17 protein-coding genes are annotated in these 16570 nt (G+C 45.8%); 14 read left to right on the top strand and 3 right to left on the bottom strand.

What is annotated here, in order from left to right; translation table 11 throughout:
- The first annotated feature begins 5 nt into the window (after window positions 1-5).
- Entirely contained in the window at window positions 6-824 is an 819-nt protein-coding gene (locus tag CLV27_RS02015; protein ID WP_132525307.1) for a 2,3,4,5-tetrahydropyridine-2,6-dicarboxylate N-succinyltransferase, read from the top strand.
- A 195-nt stretch (window positions 825-1019) separates the two neighbouring features.
- Window positions 1020-2597, top strand: a complete 1578-nt coding sequence (gene metG / locus CLV27_RS02020; RefSeq protein ID WP_132525309.1) for a methionine--tRNA ligase — start codon at window positions 1020-1022, stop codon at window positions 2595-2597.
- Between the two features lie 757 nt (window positions 2598-3354).
- On the opposite strand, the gene CLV27_RS02025 is transcribed toward metG, so the two are convergent.
- Window positions 3355-5391: a hypothetical protein gene (locus CLV27_RS02025; RefSeq protein ID WP_132525311.1), complete on the bottom strand. Its 2037-nt coding sequence runs from the start codon at window positions 5389-5391 to the stop codon at window positions 3355-3357.
- A gap of 62 nt (window positions 5392-5453) precedes the next feature.
- Between CLV27_RS02025 and CLV27_RS02030 the strand changes: the two genes are divergently transcribed.
- The 4 genes from CLV27_RS02030 to CLV27_RS02045 are packed head-to-tail and all read left to right on the top strand — an operon-like array spanning window position 5454 to window position 10300.
- Window positions 5454-6221, top strand: a complete 768-nt coding sequence (locus CLV27_RS02030; protein WP_132525313.1) for a sugar phosphate isomerase/epimerase family protein — start codon at window positions 5454-5456, stop codon at window positions 6219-6221.
- Window positions 6206-6736, top strand: a complete 531-nt coding sequence (gene def, locus CLV27_RS02035; RefSeq protein ID WP_132525315.1) for a peptide deformylase — start codon at window positions 6206-6208, stop codon at window positions 6734-6736. Before CLV27_RS02030 ends, def begins: the two co-directional genes overlap by 16 nt.
- A 2-nt stretch (window positions 6737-6738) precedes the next feature.
- Window positions 6739-8352: an NAD(P)H-hydrate dehydratase gene (locus tag CLV27_RS02040; RefSeq protein ID WP_132525317.1), complete on the top strand. Its 1614-nt coding sequence runs from the start codon at window positions 6739-6741 to the stop codon at window positions 8350-8352.
- On the top strand, window positions 8345-10300 hold the full coding sequence (locus tag CLV27_RS02045) for a sensor histidine kinase (protein ID WP_132525319.1): 1956 nt from the start codon (window positions 8345-8347) through the stop codon (window positions 10298-10300). The genes CLV27_RS02040 and CLV27_RS02045 overlap by 8 nt, the downstream gene beginning before the upstream one ends.
- On the opposite strand, the gene coaD is transcribed toward CLV27_RS02045, so the two are convergent.
- On the bottom strand, window positions 10281-10790 hold the full coding sequence (gene coaD / locus CLV27_RS02050) for a pantetheine-phosphate adenylyltransferase (RefSeq protein ID WP_132525321.1): 510 nt from the start codon (window positions 10788-10790) through the stop codon (window positions 10281-10283). The genes CLV27_RS02045 and coaD overlap by 20 nt on opposite strands.
- A gap of 88 nt (window positions 10791-10878) precedes the next feature.
- Between coaD and purT the strand changes: the two genes are divergently transcribed.
- The 8 genes from purT (at window position 10879) to CLV27_RS08485 (ending at window position 15994) form a co-directional block, all read left to right on the top strand.
- Complete coding sequence (gene purT / locus CLV27_RS02055) at window positions 10879-12066, top strand: formate-dependent phosphoribosylglycinamide formyltransferase (protein ID WP_132525323.1); 1188 nt, start codon at window positions 10879-10881, stop codon at window positions 12064-12066.
- Window positions 12063-12620, top strand: a complete 558-nt coding sequence (gene msrA / locus CLV27_RS02060) for a peptide-methionine (S)-S-oxide reductase MsrA (protein ID WP_132525325.1) — start codon at window positions 12063-12065, stop codon at window positions 12618-12620. Before purT ends, msrA begins: the two co-directional genes overlap by 4 nt.
- Window positions 12604-13344: a nitrilase-related carbon-nitrogen hydrolase gene (locus CLV27_RS02065; protein ID WP_243644835.1), complete on the top strand. Its 741-nt coding sequence runs from the start codon at window positions 12604-12606 to the stop codon at window positions 13342-13344. Before msrA ends, CLV27_RS02065 begins: the two co-directional genes overlap by 17 nt.
- A 49-nt stretch (window positions 13345-13393) precedes the next feature.
- Window positions 13394-14176 (top strand): ParB/RepB/Spo0J family partition protein, encoded by a 783-nt coding sequence (locus CLV27_RS02070; RefSeq protein ID WP_132525329.1) that lies wholly within the window; start codon window positions 13394-13396, stop codon window positions 14174-14176.
- On the top strand, window positions 14151-15275 hold the full coding sequence (locus CLV27_RS02075) for an aminopeptidase (protein ID WP_132525331.1): 1125 nt from the start codon (window positions 14151-14153) through the stop codon (window positions 15273-15275). Before CLV27_RS02070 ends, CLV27_RS02075 begins: the two co-directional genes overlap by 26 nt.
- On the top strand, window positions 15272-15418 hold the full coding sequence (locus CLV27_RS08480; protein WP_165863658.1) for a hypothetical protein: 147 nt from the start codon (window positions 15272-15274) through the stop codon (window positions 15416-15418). The genes CLV27_RS02075 and CLV27_RS08480 overlap by 4 nt, the downstream gene beginning before the upstream one ends.
- 184 nt (window positions 15419-15602) lie before the next feature.
- The gene (locus tag CLV27_RS02080; protein ID WP_132525333.1) at window positions 15603-15704 is read left to right on the top strand and encodes a hypothetical protein; all 102 of its coding nucleotides are present in this window, start codon (window positions 15603-15605) and stop codon (window positions 15702-15704) included.
- Window positions 15705-15817: 113 nt separating this feature from the next.
- A complete protein-coding gene (locus CLV27_RS08485; protein WP_165863659.1) occupies window positions 15818-15994 on the top strand; it encodes a hypothetical protein in 177 nt (58 codons plus the stop codon).
- A gap of 75 nt (window positions 15995-16069) precedes the next feature.
- Here the strand turns inward: CLV27_RS08485 and CLV27_RS02085 are convergent, their stop codons facing one another.
- Window positions 16070-16558, bottom strand: coding sequence for a hypothetical protein (locus CLV27_RS02085; protein ID WP_132525335.1), 489 nt, complete (start codon window positions 16556-16558; stop codon window positions 16070-16072).
- Window positions 16559-16570 lie beyond the last annotated feature (12 nt).

Below are 16570 nucleotides of genomic sequence, written 5' to 3' on the forward strand. Positions count from 1 at the left end.
TAGAGATGGAAGAGCTCAAGAGAATGATAGAAGAAGCGTGGGAAAACAGAGAGCTCCTTAAAGAGAAAAAGTATCAGGAAGCAATCAGAGAAACTGTTGACCTTATTGACAAGGGCAAGCTGAGAGTTGCCGAGAGGATAAGCGTCGGCAACTGGAAGGTAAACGATTGGGTAAAGAAGGCGATACTCCTCTTTTTCCCTATCTCCGAGATGAAGGTTATGGAGCTAGGGCCTTTTGAGTACTACGACAAGATACCCTTAAAGAAGAACTGGGAAAAGCTGGGAGTAAGGGTTGTTCCTCCTGCAACGGCAAGGTACGGCTCTTACATAGAGCCGGGAGCTATTTTAATGCCTTCCTACGTCAACATAGGAGCTTACGTCGGCTCTGGAACGATGGTTGACACTTGGGCAACTGTGGGCTCATGTGCCCAGATAGGTAGAAACGTTCACCTTTCCGGAGGGGTAGGTATCGGAGGAGTCCTTGAGCCTCCTAACGCAAGGCCAGTAATAATAGAGGACAACTGCTTTATAGGTTCAAGGTGCATCATCGTTGAGGGTGCAATCATTGAGGAAGAGGCCGTTCTCGGAGCAGGAGTTGTAATAACTGCCTCAACAAAAATCATAGACGTCACAGGGGACGAGCCTGTTGAGTATAGGGGTAGGGTTCCCGCAAGGAGTGTCGTCATTCCGGGAACGAGGGTTAAAAAATTCCCCGCAGGAGAGTACGGAGTTCCCTGTGCCTTAATTATCGGAAAGAGAAAGGAGTCAACCGACAAGAAAACTTCACTCAATGAAGTTCTCAGGGAGTTCAACATACCTGTTTAATGTTTAATAATATTTAAACCTGCATAATAGTTATACATTTAGACACTTAGGTAGTTTACAATACTTGACAATGTGTTATAATACGCACGTGAAAAAACTGTGAAGAATCTTCAGACCGGCTCTGCCCGGTAGGGGAGGGAGGGGGCTCTGTTCCTTAGTTTATAATAATAACCCCAAAATCATACCGGGAGGAGTATCTTGGAAAAGTTCTACGTTACGACGCCAATCTATTACGTTAACGATAAACCCCACTTAGGACACGCCTACACGACAGTAGCAGCAGACATAATTGCAAGGTTCAATAGGTTCTTAGGAAGGGACGTTTTCTTTCTAACTGGAACTGATGAGCACGGCCAAAAGATTCAGCAGGCTGCCGAAAAAAGGGGAATGACCCCCAAGGAGTTCGTTGACAGCCTCGTTCCAGCCTTTAAGAACCTCTGGGAAAAACTCAACATCTCCTACGACCACTTCATAAGGACGACCGACCCCGAACACGTTAAGGCCGTCCAGTACATCTTTAAAAAGTGCTACGAAAATGGAGACATCTACTTAGGTGAGTACGAGGGCTGGTACTGTATCCCCTGTGAAACCTACTACACAGAGAAGGACCTCTTTGAGGGCAAACTCTGCCCCATGTGTAAAAGGGAGGTCACAAGGGTTAAGGAGGAGAGTTACTTCTTTAGGCTCAGCAAGTATCAGGATAAACTCTTAGAGCTCTACGAGAAAAACCCTGATTTCATAGCCCCAGAGTTTAGAAGAAATGAGGTCATAAACTTTGTAAAACAGGGATTAAAAGACCTTTCCATAAGTAGGACAAGTTTTACGTGGGGTATTCCCGTTCCAGTTAACGAAAAGCACGTTATCTACGTCTGGTTTGATGCCCTAACAAACTACCTGACTGCCGTTGGATACCCTGAGGATACAGAAAGACTTAACCACTACTGGCCGGCAGACCTCCACTTAGTCGGTAAGGATATCCTCCGCTTCCACACCGTTTACTGGCCTGCCTTTTTAATGTCTGCAGGTCTTCCAGTTCCAAAGAGGGTATTTGCCCACGGCTGGTGGACCGTTAACGGCGAAAAGATGAGTAAGTCCAAGGGTAACGTTGTTGACCCATTTGAAGTTGTTGAAAAATTTGGCGTTGACCAAGTGAGGTTCTTCCTCTTTAGGGAAGTTACATTCGGACTTGACGGAGACTTCTCTTACGAGAAGCTCGTTGCAAGAATTAACGGAGAGCTGGCAAACGACTTAGGTAACCTCTTTAACAGAACTCTCTCTATGCTCAAAAAGTACAGAAAGAGCATCGTTCCAGAGCCAAAAGGTTTAGAGGACGAGTTTGACGTAAAGCTACAAAACAAGGCCTTGGCCACCCTCGGCAGGTTAAAAGAGCTAATACCAAAGGCTGAGCTTACAAGAGCTCTTGAAGAAATCTGGCAGTTTGTCTCCTTTGTCAACTACTACATAGACAGAAGAGCTCCGTGGCAACTAAACAAGGAAGGAAAGGAAGAGCTTGATAGAGTCCTCTACAACATGCTTGAGTCACTAAGGTTCATTACTGCCTTCCTTTACCCTTACATGCCGAGTTCTGCTGAGAAGATGGCGGAGCTCCTAAGACTTGAGAAGAAAGCAGAGGAGCTAAGGGTTTCTGACTTTGAAACTTGGGGTGGAACAGAGGTAGGCAAAGAACTTGAAAAGGGAGGAATTCTCTTCCCAAGAATTGAGTACGACCCAGAGACTAAGGAAGTTAAAATAGCAAAAACCAAAAGGGGTTAAGGGATTCTTCTCCCCTTGCCCCTATCTTTTAAGAAGCTTCTTTAGCAGAAAGAAAGGACAACAAATTAGGAAAATAAGAAGTGTAGTCTTTAGAGAAACTATCCATATATCAAGGAAGTTAGTCTTAAAGAAAAACTTATTGGCGAACCATAAAACCAAGGAATTCAAAACCAAGAAAGAAACTGAAGCAATGAAGACATCTTTGAATGAAAGATTTCCATCTTTACTGATTTCAAAGAAGTCAAAAACCAAGAAAAATACCGTCATTGTCAAAATTCCGACCGAGTACTCCACAGGTCAATACTCCCCTTTCTAAGTTAAATAGCTCCCCCTCAAGTTCCCTTTGACAACCTCGCTAAAACAGTAAGGTGCATCCCCTTTCCTTTCGGAACATTTCAACACTTCCCTCAAGCATTGAAATTCCTACTTATGAGAGGTCGCAGTCCCTTCTGCTTTTTAGGGCAGACAATTGTGAGGGGGGATTGGCATCCCCCCTCAAACTCCCCTCCTATGAGGAACTTTAAGAACCCTTCCACTTTTTAGGGCATTTCAACTGGTCAAATTTTGAGGTGTTGGAGATCAAGGTCTTCCCGTTCTAAATAAATTTATAAATAACTACAACTCTTTGAACTACAAGGGCTAACGTCAAAAGAAGGTTACACCTTGCTGAACTTTGTTTGGGTTGTTGAAATGCCCTCTCCTTATTCGGCTTTTAAAGAACAGGAACTCATTTTCTCATTTTATTATACCAAAGAGCCTACCAAGAGAGTGAAAACCTAAGGCCGTGGTAGTAGGTGTCTTCACTGCCAAAGAGCTCCACAATCTCCAGCCTACACCTTTTACCCGGTTTTAGCGAGAGTGTAACTCCCCCTTCCTCTCCAACGTAACCGCCTGAAAACCTTGTTAGTCTGTCATAGAGGAAGGAAATCTCAGGAGAGAACTTGTCTATACTGCTAAAACCTAAGTGAACTTTCTTAGAAACCTTAGCCCTCAAAAACCTAACATCTTTCTCTCCCGGCCTGTATATAAAACCCTCGTCCCTGAAAAACTCCCTAACTCCAAAGGTGGTAAAGTTTTTTGAGTAAACCTTAAAGAAAACTTCTCCTTTAAAGCCACTAACTTCCGTTTCTCCTCTAACGAAAGCTCCCCAAGCTTTCCTTCCGCCCTCAAATAGTTCCCTTAAGTAGCCAAAGGAAAAGGGGACAAGATTTTCTGAAAATCCAAAGAGGTGGACATTTCTCTCTCCGCCTACCTTGTGGAAGGAAAGGAGCTCTCCTCTTTTTAAAGGAAAGGCAAAAAGGAGGTATTTTCTACCTTCTTCCGTAAAAACACCAGTCCTTAGACCCTTAGAGAAGCTAACACCCGTAAGGTTTTCAGAGATGAACCCTGTAACCTCTACCCTCTGAAGTCCAAAGGTAAGTGGAGCTAAGCTGTAAGAGGCTTCCTCAAAGTGCCAGAGCTTACCGTGAGTTTGAGCGTAAAGGAAGTTGTCGGCAGTATTTCCCCAGACAACGTAGTCAACCTTTGAGTCCCTTCCGGTAGATACCTTTAAGGAGAATCCTTCAAGCTTTAAAGAGAGCTTATAGGTAGAGTGCCAGTAGCCAACGTGTTTTGCCCTCTCCCAGCCTTCGTATCCAATCTGCGGGGAATACTCTTTCTGTGGAAAGTCTGCGTACTCTCCCCAGAGGTTAAAGTAGTTCTCAACCTCAACATTCCCAAGGTAGTTAGGTAAAGGGGAAGTGTCCACGCCCCACCTGTAACCTGCGTAAGTAAAGTAAGAGCCATCAGTTCCAAGAGCCCCTCTAAGGAAGAGCTCCCCCCTGTAAAAGGGGTAAGAGAGCTCCCCTCCCAGCTCACTACCTACGTTTTCAAGGTAGAGGGTATGGAGTTTCAAGTTTAAGCCTTCAAGGGAGAAAGAAGTTCCAGCCTTTAAGAAGGTTACATCTGAGAGCGTAGGTTTATAAATGTAGCTTAAGTCCCTAATTCCTTCCCTAAAGCCGTAGGATGTAAAACCTTTTTCCGCGTAACCGCCAATAATTTCAAGGCCTTTTAGCTTAAGCTCAGCGGTTAAAAGTTCTTTTCCGTTCTGGAGAGCTCCGGCAAACGAAGCCACCGTTCCCTGAAGGGAAGGTTTAAAGGTAAAAAGAAAAGTATTCTTGTTAACTCCTACATCTTCTCCCTTAGCATCGGAAAGCCTGTAGAACCCTACGGAAAACTTCCCAAGGGGAGCTCTCCAGTCAAACTTACCACCAAAAAGGTCTACGTCGTCCTCTTTCTCTGAGTTAAAGAGTAAATATTTCCCTTCGTAGCCCGCAATTTGATGCCAGCTAAAGGAGAGAGTGTCAGAAAAGCGAAAGGTAAAAGTTCCACCCCATAAGTAGTCGTCAATAAAGGGGAAAAGGTTAAAAGGTTGCTTTCCAGCCCTAAAAAAGAGGTTTTCTAAAAGGAAATGCTCTTTTTCTACGTAGAGTTCCCTTAAATTGAAACTCCTAAAATCCCCCGAAAAAAGTTTATCGTCATCGGACGAGAAAAGAGTTACAAAAGGCGCTTTTGTTGTCCCTGTTGTTACTGAAAGCCTAAATTTAGCATCGCTTCCTAACCTAAACTCTTCCGCTACTTTTAGTTTAAGGAGGAAGCCTTCCTTTTTGGAATTCCAGAGGTCATAGCCTACCTGTCTTTCATACTCTCCTTTAAGCTCTGTGTTGTAAAATCCTGTTTCTCCTGAGAGTTCAAAACCGTAAGAGGGCGAAAGAACCAAGAGGACAAAGAGAGCCGTAAAGAGCTTTGACCCCATTGAAACTCCGTCTAAAATTAGACTTCATTCTAATTCTACGATAAAACCCACGGAGAGATAAAATGAAGGTCGTTGGCCACGTTCCGGGAAAAGAGCTCTTAAAGAGCTTCAAAAGGGTTGAAGAAGTCCTCTCCCTTGGAATAGGCGTTGAGATTCAGTTGGCTTCAGAGATTCTTGACAGGTTTACTCTTAAGGACTTTGGGGCTCTAAGGAAGCTGATAGGAAATAGAACAGTTACCGTTCACGCCCCCTTCCTTGACCTTAATCCCGGTGCGACAGACTCCCTCGTCCTCAAGGCGACAAGGAAACGCTTTAAAGAGACCCTCGTAGCCGCAAAAATCTTAGAGGCCGAGACCATCGTATTCCATACAGGTTACCACCCGGCAAAAGTTGACCCGATATACGAGGAGTGGTTTGAGAGGGCAGTGGAAACATTTGAAGAAGTTGCAGAAAGAACTCCCTGCCCAGTAGCCCTTGAAAACGTCTTTGACCGCTCACCAGTCCACCTTGAAAGGCTGTTAGAGAGCCTACCACCAAAAGTTGGAGTATGCATAGACGTTGGTCACCTAAACCTCTTTTCTGAAGTTCCTCTTTCTGACTGGATAGAAAGGTTCAAAGGAAGGATTTTTGAGTTTCACGTCCACGATAACGGAGGGGAAAAGGACGAGCACGCCCCCATAGGCTCTGGAAAGCTTGACCTTGACGTCTTCTTTAGCCTCTTAGAAAAGATACCGGATAACTATATATTTAACCTTGAAAACAAGTCTGTGGACGATATCAAAAGTAGCCTTGAGGTTTTAAGGAGGAAAACAGAATGGCACTACAGATAAGGATATACCCTGACGAGGTTCTAAAGAAGAAGGCAGAAACCGTTACAGAGTTTAACGAGGAGTTAAGGGAACTTGTAAACCAGATGTTTGAAACGATGTACGAGAAGAAGGGAGTCGGACTTGCAGCGAATCAGGTTGGAGTTTTAAAGAGGGTAGTTGTTATAGACCTTGACTCGGGGAAGGAGAATCAGGGGAAAAACCCCATAATCCTCATAAACCCTGAAATAGTTAAGGCCGAAGGGGAAGAACTGGCAGAGGAGGGCTGTCTCTCCCTTCCCGGACTATACAAGAAGGTGAAGAGAGCTCTCTACGTTAAAGTAAAGGCTCAAAACCTTGACGGTGAAGAGTTTGAGATAGAGGGTGAAGGATTACTTGCGAGAGCTCTCCAGCACGAGATTGACCACCTTAACGGCATTGTTTTTATAGATAGGCTCTCACCACTTCAGAGGAGACTCGCCCTTGAAAAGTACAAAAAGCTAAAGAGGGAGTACGAACGTAAGAAGGGGAGGAGATAGAGATGAGGGTAACGACAGCTGAGGAGATGAGAAACCTTGATAGGGAAACGATAGAGGTTCTTGGAATACCCGGAATCGTCCTTATGGAGAACGCTGCAAGGGGTGTTGTATCCGTAATCTACAGCAAAGTAAAGGGGAACTCTGCCGTAATCGTCTGCGGTAAGGGAAACAACGGAGGGGACGGACTTGCAGTCGCGAGAAATCTCTACAACTTAGGTTATGACGTTGAAGTCGTCCTAACGGCAGAGATTGAGGAACTAAAGGGAGATGCCAAGATAAACGCAGAGGTTCTCTCTAAGCTACCCGTTCCAATTCACGTGGTTAAAAGCGAGTCTCAGTTAATTGAGGTTTACTCCCTCCTTAAGAACGCAGACTTCATCGTTGACGCCATCTTTGGAACTGGACTTCAAAGACCTGCAGAGGGCTTTTACAAGAGCCTGATAGAGGTAATCAACAAGTCCGGTAAAACGGTAGTTGCCGTTGATATTCCTTCAGGGCTTTTCTCAGACACGGGAGAGATAATCGGCACTCACGTAACGGCAGAAATAACGGTTACTTTCGGGTTTCCAAAAATTGCCCACATAATGCCACCGGCCTGTAACTACGTCGGGGAGCTCTACGTCGTTGATATATCAATACCTGAAGATATCCCATTCATCTTAGGGCCAGAGCGCTACCTTTTGACCCTTGACGAGGTTGCATTTACATACCCAGAAAGGGACGTCATGAGCCACAAGTACACCTTTGGACACGTTGCCGTTGTGGGGGGCTCTGCAGGAAAAACTGGAGCTCCCGTAATGGCAGCAGAAGGAGCTCTAAGGGCAGGAGCAGGCCTTTCAACCGTTATCGTTCCTGCATCACTCAACCCAATCTTTGAAACAAAGCTAACTGAGGTTATGTCCATCCCCGTCCCAGACACCTCCAAGGGGCACTTCGGAATAGAGGCCATAGAGAGGGTAAGTAAAATCATCGCAGAGGGTAAGTTTTCTGCAGTAGTTGTTGGTCCCGGACTTGGAAACGAGCCGGAAACCTTTGAGTTTGCGAGGGAGTTTATTAGGAACTGCAAAAAGCCGATGGTTATAGACGCAGACGGAATCAACGCCTTGGCCGAATCTCCTGAGATACTTAAAGCGAAAACGCAAGAAGTGATAATCACCCCCCACATAGGGGAGTTCTCCCGTCTATCGGGACTCTCTAAGGAAGAGATACTGAGAGCTCCCCACGAGGTCGCCTCAGAGTTTGCCAAGGAGTACGGCGTTACGGTAGTTCTAAAGAGTGGAAGGACTGTCGTGGCAACCCCCGAGGGTAAGACCTACATAAACGTTATCGGAAATCCCGGAATGGCAACTGCCGGAACAGGAGACGTTCTAAGTGGAGTTATCGGAGCGCTCCTCGGAATGGGAGTAGAGGCAGAGGACGCAGCAAAGTTTGGCGTCTTCCTCCACTCCCTCGCCGGAGACTTGGCAGCAGAGGAGTTAACCCAAGAAGCCCTTAAGGCGTGCGACATCATAGACTTCCTCCCGGGGGCAATTAAGAGGGTTAAAGAGAGGGAAGTTAATCCGATAAGACACTCACTACCCTTTGTAACCCACCTTAGAGAGATAGTAGGTGCGTAGGCAGGCAGTTAAGATACTGTCAATACTCCTTGGAATTCTCGTCGTCGGGTACTTCGGGACGAGCCTCGTCTCCTCTTTGACGGGGGAGTTTTACCTTAACAACCCCCTCTTTCACGTCCTTTTTGCCCTGATTCTCATCCTCCTTACGGTTCTCTTTGCAATTTTCATAAGGAACCTCGTCCTCTTCTTCTTTCCCCACTTTAAGACGAACCTAAGGCTCAAGATATTTACTGCCTTCGTTCTCCTTATCCTCGGCCCTGCCCTCTTTACGATTTTCCTCTCAAGTAGCGTCGTAAACAACGGACTTGACAGGTTACTAAGGATTCAGGTCAAGAGAATAGTGAACATCTCCAAGGACACGACAGAGCAGTTCATACAGTTCATCTCCGACGACCTAAAGAGGAAAATTCGCCAGCTAAAGGGAAGGAAAAACGTCTACCCCTACACGCTCAAAGTTTACGGAGTGGACGGCTTTTTAAAGGTTGAAGGAAAAAGGGTAAGGAAGGTCGGCAACATCCCGATAAACCCCAAGGAGGTAAGCTCTCTAAAGGAGTCTGTCAGCTACACCTTCCTTGACCACGAGAACAAGCTCCTAATAGTCTGCCAGAAAGAGAAAAGGAGAGCCTTCTGCATCTCAAAGAGGCTACCGGACAAGCTCGTTAAGGACATAGAGAAACTCTCAGAGCTCCACTCAAACTACGAGTCAATGGTCGCCTACAAGACCCCCATTAAGGCACTCTACACCCTCACATTCACAATAATGGGAATAGCCGTTCTCTTTGGAGCTCTCTGGTTTGCACGCTACTTTGAGAAGAGGATAACGATACCGATAGAAGCCCTCTACCGGGCAACCCAGAAGATTTCAAAGGGAGACCTCAACGTAAAGGTAGAAGAGGAAGCCTCTGATGAGCTTAAGCACGTCATAGAGGCCTTTAACTACATGGTGGAACAGCTCAGAGCTCTAAAGCACTCCCTTGAAGAGAGCCGTCGCTACATGGAGCAGATACTAAACAGCATCACGCCGGCAATTATCACCTTTGACGTAAACTACAGGCTCGTTTCCTGCAACAGGAGGGCGAGGGAGCTCTTTGGCTTTTCTGGAGAGAACAGGGAGTTGAACATCTTGGAGCTCCTTTCACGCTACCCAGAGCTTAAAAAGGCAGTTGAGGAACTGATTTTAAAAGGAGAGAGGAAGACAGAAGTTAGAGAAGAGATAAACGGAAGGGAAAAGTTCTTAACCGTTGAGCTCATTATCTCTCCGGAGATTTCAGACAGGATTCTCATAATTGAGGACGTTACAGACCTTGTAAAGGCACAAAAAGCTCAAGCTTGGAAAGAGGTTGCCCGTAGAATTGCCCACGAGATAAAGAACCCACTAACTCCGATTACTCTCAACGCTGAGAGGATAAGGAGACAGTTTAAGAAAGGAAATCCCGAAATAGGTGAAATAATAGACAAGGCCGTTGACTCAATCCTTGCAGAGGTAGAGGTCATAAAGAGGCTAATAGACGAGTTCAGGAAGTTCGCAAGGCTACCACTTCCGGAGAAAAAGCTCTCAGACGTTAACAGCCTGATAAGGAGCTCCCTTGAGCCCTACGAGAACAGAGTGGCTTTAAAGTTTGAGCTTGAGGACATTCCCCAAATTCCCTTAGACAGAAGCTTAATGAGGGAGGTTCTAATAAACCTGATAGAGAACAGCATTGAGGCAGGAGCTACAGAGGTTAGCGTCTCCACCACCTCAAAAGACGGAAAGATTTTCATCGTCTTTAAGGACAACGGCCCCGGCATACCAGAAGAAATCGCCGATAAACTCTTTGCTCCCTACGTGTCAACAAAGGAAGACGGCTGGGGACTCGGGCTTTCCATCGTTAAAAAGATAGTGGAAGACCACGGCGGAAAGATATACACAATTGACAGGAATACTTTCGTTATAGAGCTCCCCGTCTAACCTGCTCCATCTTCTCCTTCAGCTTCCTCTCAACGAACTTTGTTACAAAGGGAGAAACGTCACCTCCGTAAAAGGCTATCTCTCTAACGGCAGAAGAGGAAAGGTAGGCGTACTCATCGGAGGGCATCAGGAAAACGGTCTCTATCTCAGGGTAGAGCTTCCTGTTGAGTGAAGCCATCGTAAACTCGTGGTCCATATCGGAAATTATCCTGATTCCCCTTAAAATGGCTACAGCTCCCTCCTTCTTAGCAAACTCAACAAGGAGGGTGTTAAAGGTCTTAACCTCCACCTTACCGGCAAGCCCAACTTCCTCAAGGCTTTTCTCAAACATCTCCTTCCTCTCTTCAATGGTGAAGAGAGGCTTTTTCTTTGGGTTCTCTGCAATCCCTATTATCAACTCTGGGAAGAGCTCCAGTCCCCTCCTCACTATGTCAAGGTGACCAAGGGTCACAGGGTCAAAAGTTCCGGGATAGATAGCCCTCTTTATCATTTGGAAACCTCCCCTCTGGGGTAAGCGGAATTCTACAAAATCGGAAGTAGAGTGTTATCATTAACCCAAACGCTTTTGGAGGGATGAGATGAAGATTGGAACGCCCTTAGCCCATAACGCAACAAAGATTCTCCTCCTCGGAAGTGGAGAGCTTGGAAAGGAATTTGCAATAGAGGCCTTAAGGCTTGGAATTGAGGTCATAGCCGTTGACAGCTACGAATACGCCCCTGCCCAGCAGGTAGCCCAGCGCTACTACGTCATAGACATGAAGGACGGAAAGCAGATAAAGAACATCGTCTACAGGGAAAAGCCAGACTTTATAGTGCCAGAGATTGAGGCAATAGACACAGACGCCTTGGTTGAGCTTGAAGAGGAAGGTTTCGTAGTTGTCCCAAGCGCAAAGGCCGTTAAATACACAATGGACAGAATAGGAATCAGGAGGCTTGCAGCTGAGGAGCTCGGACTTAAGACCTCTGCCTACAGGTTCGCCTCCGACATAGAAACCTACAGGAAGGCCGTGAAGGAAATCGGACTGCCCGTCGTCGTTAAGCCGGTTATGAGCTCCTCCGGTAAAGGACAGAGCATAGTAAGGAGCGAAGAGGAGATTGATAGAGCCTTCTACTACGCTCAGGAAAACGCAAGGGGTAAGGGTAACGCCGTAATCATAGAGGAGTTCATAGACTTTGACTTTGAGATAACCCTCCTAACAGTCAGGACGAAAACCCAAGGAACTCTCTTCTGTGAGCCCATAGGACACATTCAGGTTGATGGAGACTACCACGAGAGCTGGCAACCCCAACCGATGAGTGAGGTTGCCCTTAAAAAAGCGAAGGAGATGGCAAAGGCAGTAACCGACGCCCTCGGCGGTTACGGAATCTTTGGCTGTGAGTTCTTCGTCAAAGGAGATACGGTCTGGTTTAGCGAGGTCTCTCCACGTCCCCACGACACCGGAATGGTTACTATGGCAAGCCAAAATATGAGCGAGTTTGAAATCCACCTAAGGGCAATCCTTGGTCTACCGATGGAGATTAAGCTCATCTCTCCGGGGGCTTCCTACTGCTTCCACGCAAAAAGCTACAGCTCAGCTCCAGAGTACGAAGGGCTTGAGGTAGCCCTAAGAGAGCCAGACGTGTGGGTCAGGATATTTGGTAAACCAACAACAAGGCCTAAGAGGCGTATGGGAGTTGCAATTGCAAGGGGAGAAACCTTAGAGGAAGCAAGGAGAAAGGCGAGGGAAGCTGCAAAGGCGATGTCTGTAGTGGAGAAGTTAAAGTGAGGCTAAAGAAAGCAACCTTTGCCGGGGGGTGCTTCTGGTGCCTTGAGGAAGCTTTCTCTGGCCTCCCCGGCGTTAAAGAGGTTATCCCCGGATACGCAGGTGGAGACAAGGAAAACCCGACTTACGAAGAGGTATGCTCTGGCAAAACAGGCCACGTTGAGGCCGTTCAGGTTACCTACGACCCGGAAGTCATCTCATACAGGGAGCTCCTCATTACCTTTTGGACAGCGATAGACCCTACAGACCCCGGTGGGCAGTTTACAGACAGGGGAAGCCAGTATAGAACGGTCATCTTCTACCATGACGAGGAACAAAAAGAACTTGCCCTAAGGAGTAAGGAAATCTTAGAAAGAAGTGGCCTTTTTTCTGAACCGATAGCTACGGAGATAAAACCTTTTAAAAACTTTTATCCAGCAGAAGAGTACCACCACCGGTACTTTGAGAAAGAGCCCTTAGCCTACTACCACTACAAGGTCGGCTCTGGGAGGAAAACCTACTGTGAAATCGTCTGGGACAAAAAAGGAGGCAGGAAAATCCTTGAAGAAAACCTTTAAGGCCTTTGCCATCCAGTTTGAGACCACTGACGGCCAGTTTGAGAGGAACTACACAAAGTTTCTGACCTTCTTTAACCTCTGCGAAAAGGAGTCCTTAGTTGTTGCCCCAGAAGTTTTCCCGACAGGTTTCTTCTACAGCGACATGGACTTAGCCTCAGAGTTTTCTAAGAAAGTAGTGGACGACATAGCCAAATTCTCAGAGGGAATGTCTTTAACTGTTGTCTTTACCGTTATAGAGAAGGTAAACGGGAAGTTCTTTAACTCCATAAAGGTAATAGACAGGGGAAAGGAAGTTCTTTCCCGTCCAAAGGTTAAGCTTTTCCCTCTGACGGGGGAGACGGAGCAGTTCTCTGCCGGAGACGTTAGCGACTTAAAAGTGGCCGAAACTTCCTGCGGGGTTATCGCGCCGGTAATATGTTTTGAGCTTCGCTACCCGGAAATATTCAAACTCTTAAAGGAGATGGGAGCTCAGGTTTTTGCCGTTTCAGCCCAGTGGGGAAGGGCACGTAAAGAGCACTGGAGAGTCCTAACATCGGCAAGGTCTATTGAGAATCAGCGTTTCCTCGTTGCCTCAAATGGAACGGGGGAAATGGCAGGGAACTCAGTAATCGTTGACCCTTGGGGGAGGGTTTTAGCGCAAGGTGGGGAGGCAGAGGGAATTATCTCCGGAAAAATCAACCTCTCCGTGATTGAACAGGTAGAAAAGAAGTTGCCGATGGAGTGAAAAACGGCCAAATATATTTAAAGTCAAAAATTAAAACGGAGAGGAGGCGATGAGGTACATAGAGCCCGTAGGGAAAACGGAGCTTGAGTTTAAACTCGTCCCCCTCTCCGAGCTAAAGCCAGCTCCCTTCCAGAGGGAAATCTCTGAAGCCCACGTAAAAAAGCTCTCTGAGGCGATGCTCAAAGTGGGAATCTTCATAGACCCCCTCGTAGTTTACGAGAAAGAGGGAACTTACTACGTTGTCAACGGCCAGCACAGGTTAGAGGCTTATAAGAACCTCTTCTCTGAGGGGGAGCTCCCCTGCATAGTAATCCCGGAGGAGAAGGCAAAGTTCATCATAACCCTAAACACAGAAAAGTCCCCCTCAATAAAGGACAAGTCAACAGAGGCCTTAAAGATATACAGGGAAATGCTCCCTCTGAACGTAACAGAAAAGGAAATCATTGACTTCATCACAGAGCCCTGTTACGTAACCTTCGGGATACTTTACGAAAGGAATGAGAGGTTTCCGGCCTCAGCCCTCCACTCCCTCATCAAACGGATAGACAAGCCCATAGAAAAGCCCCTAAGTGAGGCCTTTGAGGAGAGAAGGAGGAGGGCTGACAGGATAGAGGAGCTCTACGAAAACTACTACATCCCCCTAAGGAACAAGCTCCTTGAAGAGGGAGTAAACCAGCTCTACGTGGGACAGATAATAGCAAGTAGGATAAACCCCTTTGGAAGGAAGAGAATCATAGAGGACGACTTTGACTCGGCGATGGACAAGATAATAGAAAAGGCAAAAGAGTTCTTAGAGGAGGGAAGTGATGGGAATCTGGGACTGGCAGGATGAGAGGATAAAGAAGGCGATAAGAAACCTCTTTAAACACAACCTCTGCGTTACGAAAGAAGACAAGGTATTAATCCTTTCAGATAGCTACAAGGAGAGGATTGGGGAGCTCTTCTTCTTCGTAGGAACATCACACACAAGCTCAATCACCCACCTTAGTTACTCCCCTACAGGAAGGCACGGCTTTGAACCACCGGAAGAGGTCTGGAGGGCAACCTTTGGAAGTGAATTCGTTGAGGAGCTGAAACAGAAAAACCTCCTTGAAAAGGTTCTAAAGAAAGAGATTACCGAGAGCGAAGAGGAAGAGGTAAAAGAAATACTCCTTGAAACGACAGAGCCCCCCAACCTTCCAACGGTTATTGTTGCAGTAAACCGCTTCTCAATAAGCCATACCCTCTACAGGAAGCTCTGCACAGGTTTCCTCTCAATGCGTTTTGCCAGCATGCCCCTCTTTGAGCCCTTTATGTTCTACACCTCAATGCAGGCAAACTGGAACAAGGTGGCAGAAAGGAGTAAGCTCCTATCAAATCTCCTAACTGAAGCAAGGGAAGTTCACGTAACCTGTCCACTCGGAACAGACATAAGGTTCTCTGTAGAGGGTAGAGAAGGACTTGCCGACACCGGAAAGCTCTGCACCCCCTCAAGTTTTGGAAACCTTCCGGCAGGAGAAGCCTTTATCGCCCCCGTAGAAGGCTCTGCAGAGGGAATATTCGTAACAAAGTTTGCTCCTGACAGGGAGCTAAAAGAGCCCGTAAGGTTAACAGTTAAAGAGGGAAAGGTAGAAGAAATCTCAGGAGAAGTTGAGTTCTCCGAGTTCCTACGGGGAATTTTCAGGCTTGAGGAGAACGCCAACAACGTAGCTGAGTTTGGAATCGGAACGAACGAAAAGGCTAAACACTACACCAACATCCTTGAGGCCGAGAAAATCCTCGGAACGTGCCACATTGCAGTCGGAGACAACAGCGCCTTTGGAGGAAAGGTCAAGGCAAACGTCCACATAGACCTCCTCATTGATAAACCGACAATAAAACTTAAGTTGAAGGATAGGGAGATTACTCTCATGGAAGAGGGCAAGTTAACCGTTTTAACGGAGAGTGAATGAACCTAATAAAAAACAGCGAACTTCCCCATTACACCTACGAAGACTACAAACACTGGGAAGGAAAGTGGGAGCTGATAGAGGGTATTCCCTATGCCATGTGCCCTCCCCTTCTTGGAAACATCAGGCAGTTAGTAGTAGAATAGCTTGGCAACTTGAAGAAAGGCTCAAAAACTGTCCCGAGTGTATTTCTCTCATTTCTACTGATTGGAAGATTTCAGAAGACACGGTAGTTCAACCAGATAACCTTGTCATCTGTAATAGACCCCAAACTCCTTACATTACAAAAGCTCCTTTCTATCTAAGTCAACTGCCTTAAAAGACAGAAGTGTGAAGTTTAGGCTCTACGAGAGGAAAGGAGTCAAGTACTACGTTCTGGTTGAACCAGAAGACAGAGTAGCAAAGATTATTACTTTAAGAGAAGGACGTTAAAATTTCATACCCAAACATAGACATTTAACACCATTATACTTCCTTTACAGCAAGGATTTACAGAGCAAGGTCTCAGAAGTTTAAGAAAGTCCAGAAACTTTTAGAGGAAGACCTTGAAAGTAGTTAAAACGGTTCTCCTGAAAATTTACGAACCCAACAAGGAGAAAAGGGAATCACTTGACAGAAGGCTTTCCCTGTATGCAGAGGTTTTAAAGTTCTACCTTGAAGTCATAGAGAAAGCTGGAATTTATAGAGTAGCGTCCTTAGACAAAAAACATAAAAAAGAATAATGGAGCAATTAGAAAACTACCAGTAAGATCGCTAAAAAGAAAGAAGTTTCGATATTTACCAGACCAAAATTCAGCCTAATTAAAAATTTTCATTATAAAGCCTATAATATTTAGAGGAACATTCTGTGCACTCAACTTACCTTCACTCATCAATGCTACTTCCTCACCATCTCGATTTTTTACTACAAACCTCTTTAATTTGAAGTTATCCTCTAACAGGGTAACTTCAAATTCACTACCTGTTTTAGGATCAAGAAAAGTTATGCTCCAAACTCCTTGAGAAAAGCTCTCTTTCTTTTCCTTGATTTGAAAACCATAACCCTTAGCAAGAGCATTTATCGTTTTCAGTAGTATCTCCTTATCTTTTTGACCGCTTTTAACCAAAATTTTCTCAATTAAACTTTTATTACTAGGCAAAGGTAAAAGATTATTAAGTAATATAGTTAAAAACAAAGATTTAGTTACACCAGCCAGTTTAGATAGATCAGTCAACATAGCGTCAGCAACTTTAGGAATGCTAAAAGAAGAAATTTTTGTTTGCGATTCCTTTCCTTGCCTTTTCATATTATCCTCCTA

Source organism: Phorcysia thermohydrogeniphila (genome assembly GCF_004339575.1).
Taxonomy (GTDB): domain Bacteria; phylum Aquificota; class Aquificia; order Desulfurobacteriales; family Desulfurobacteriaceae; genus Phorcysia; species Phorcysia thermohydrogeniphila.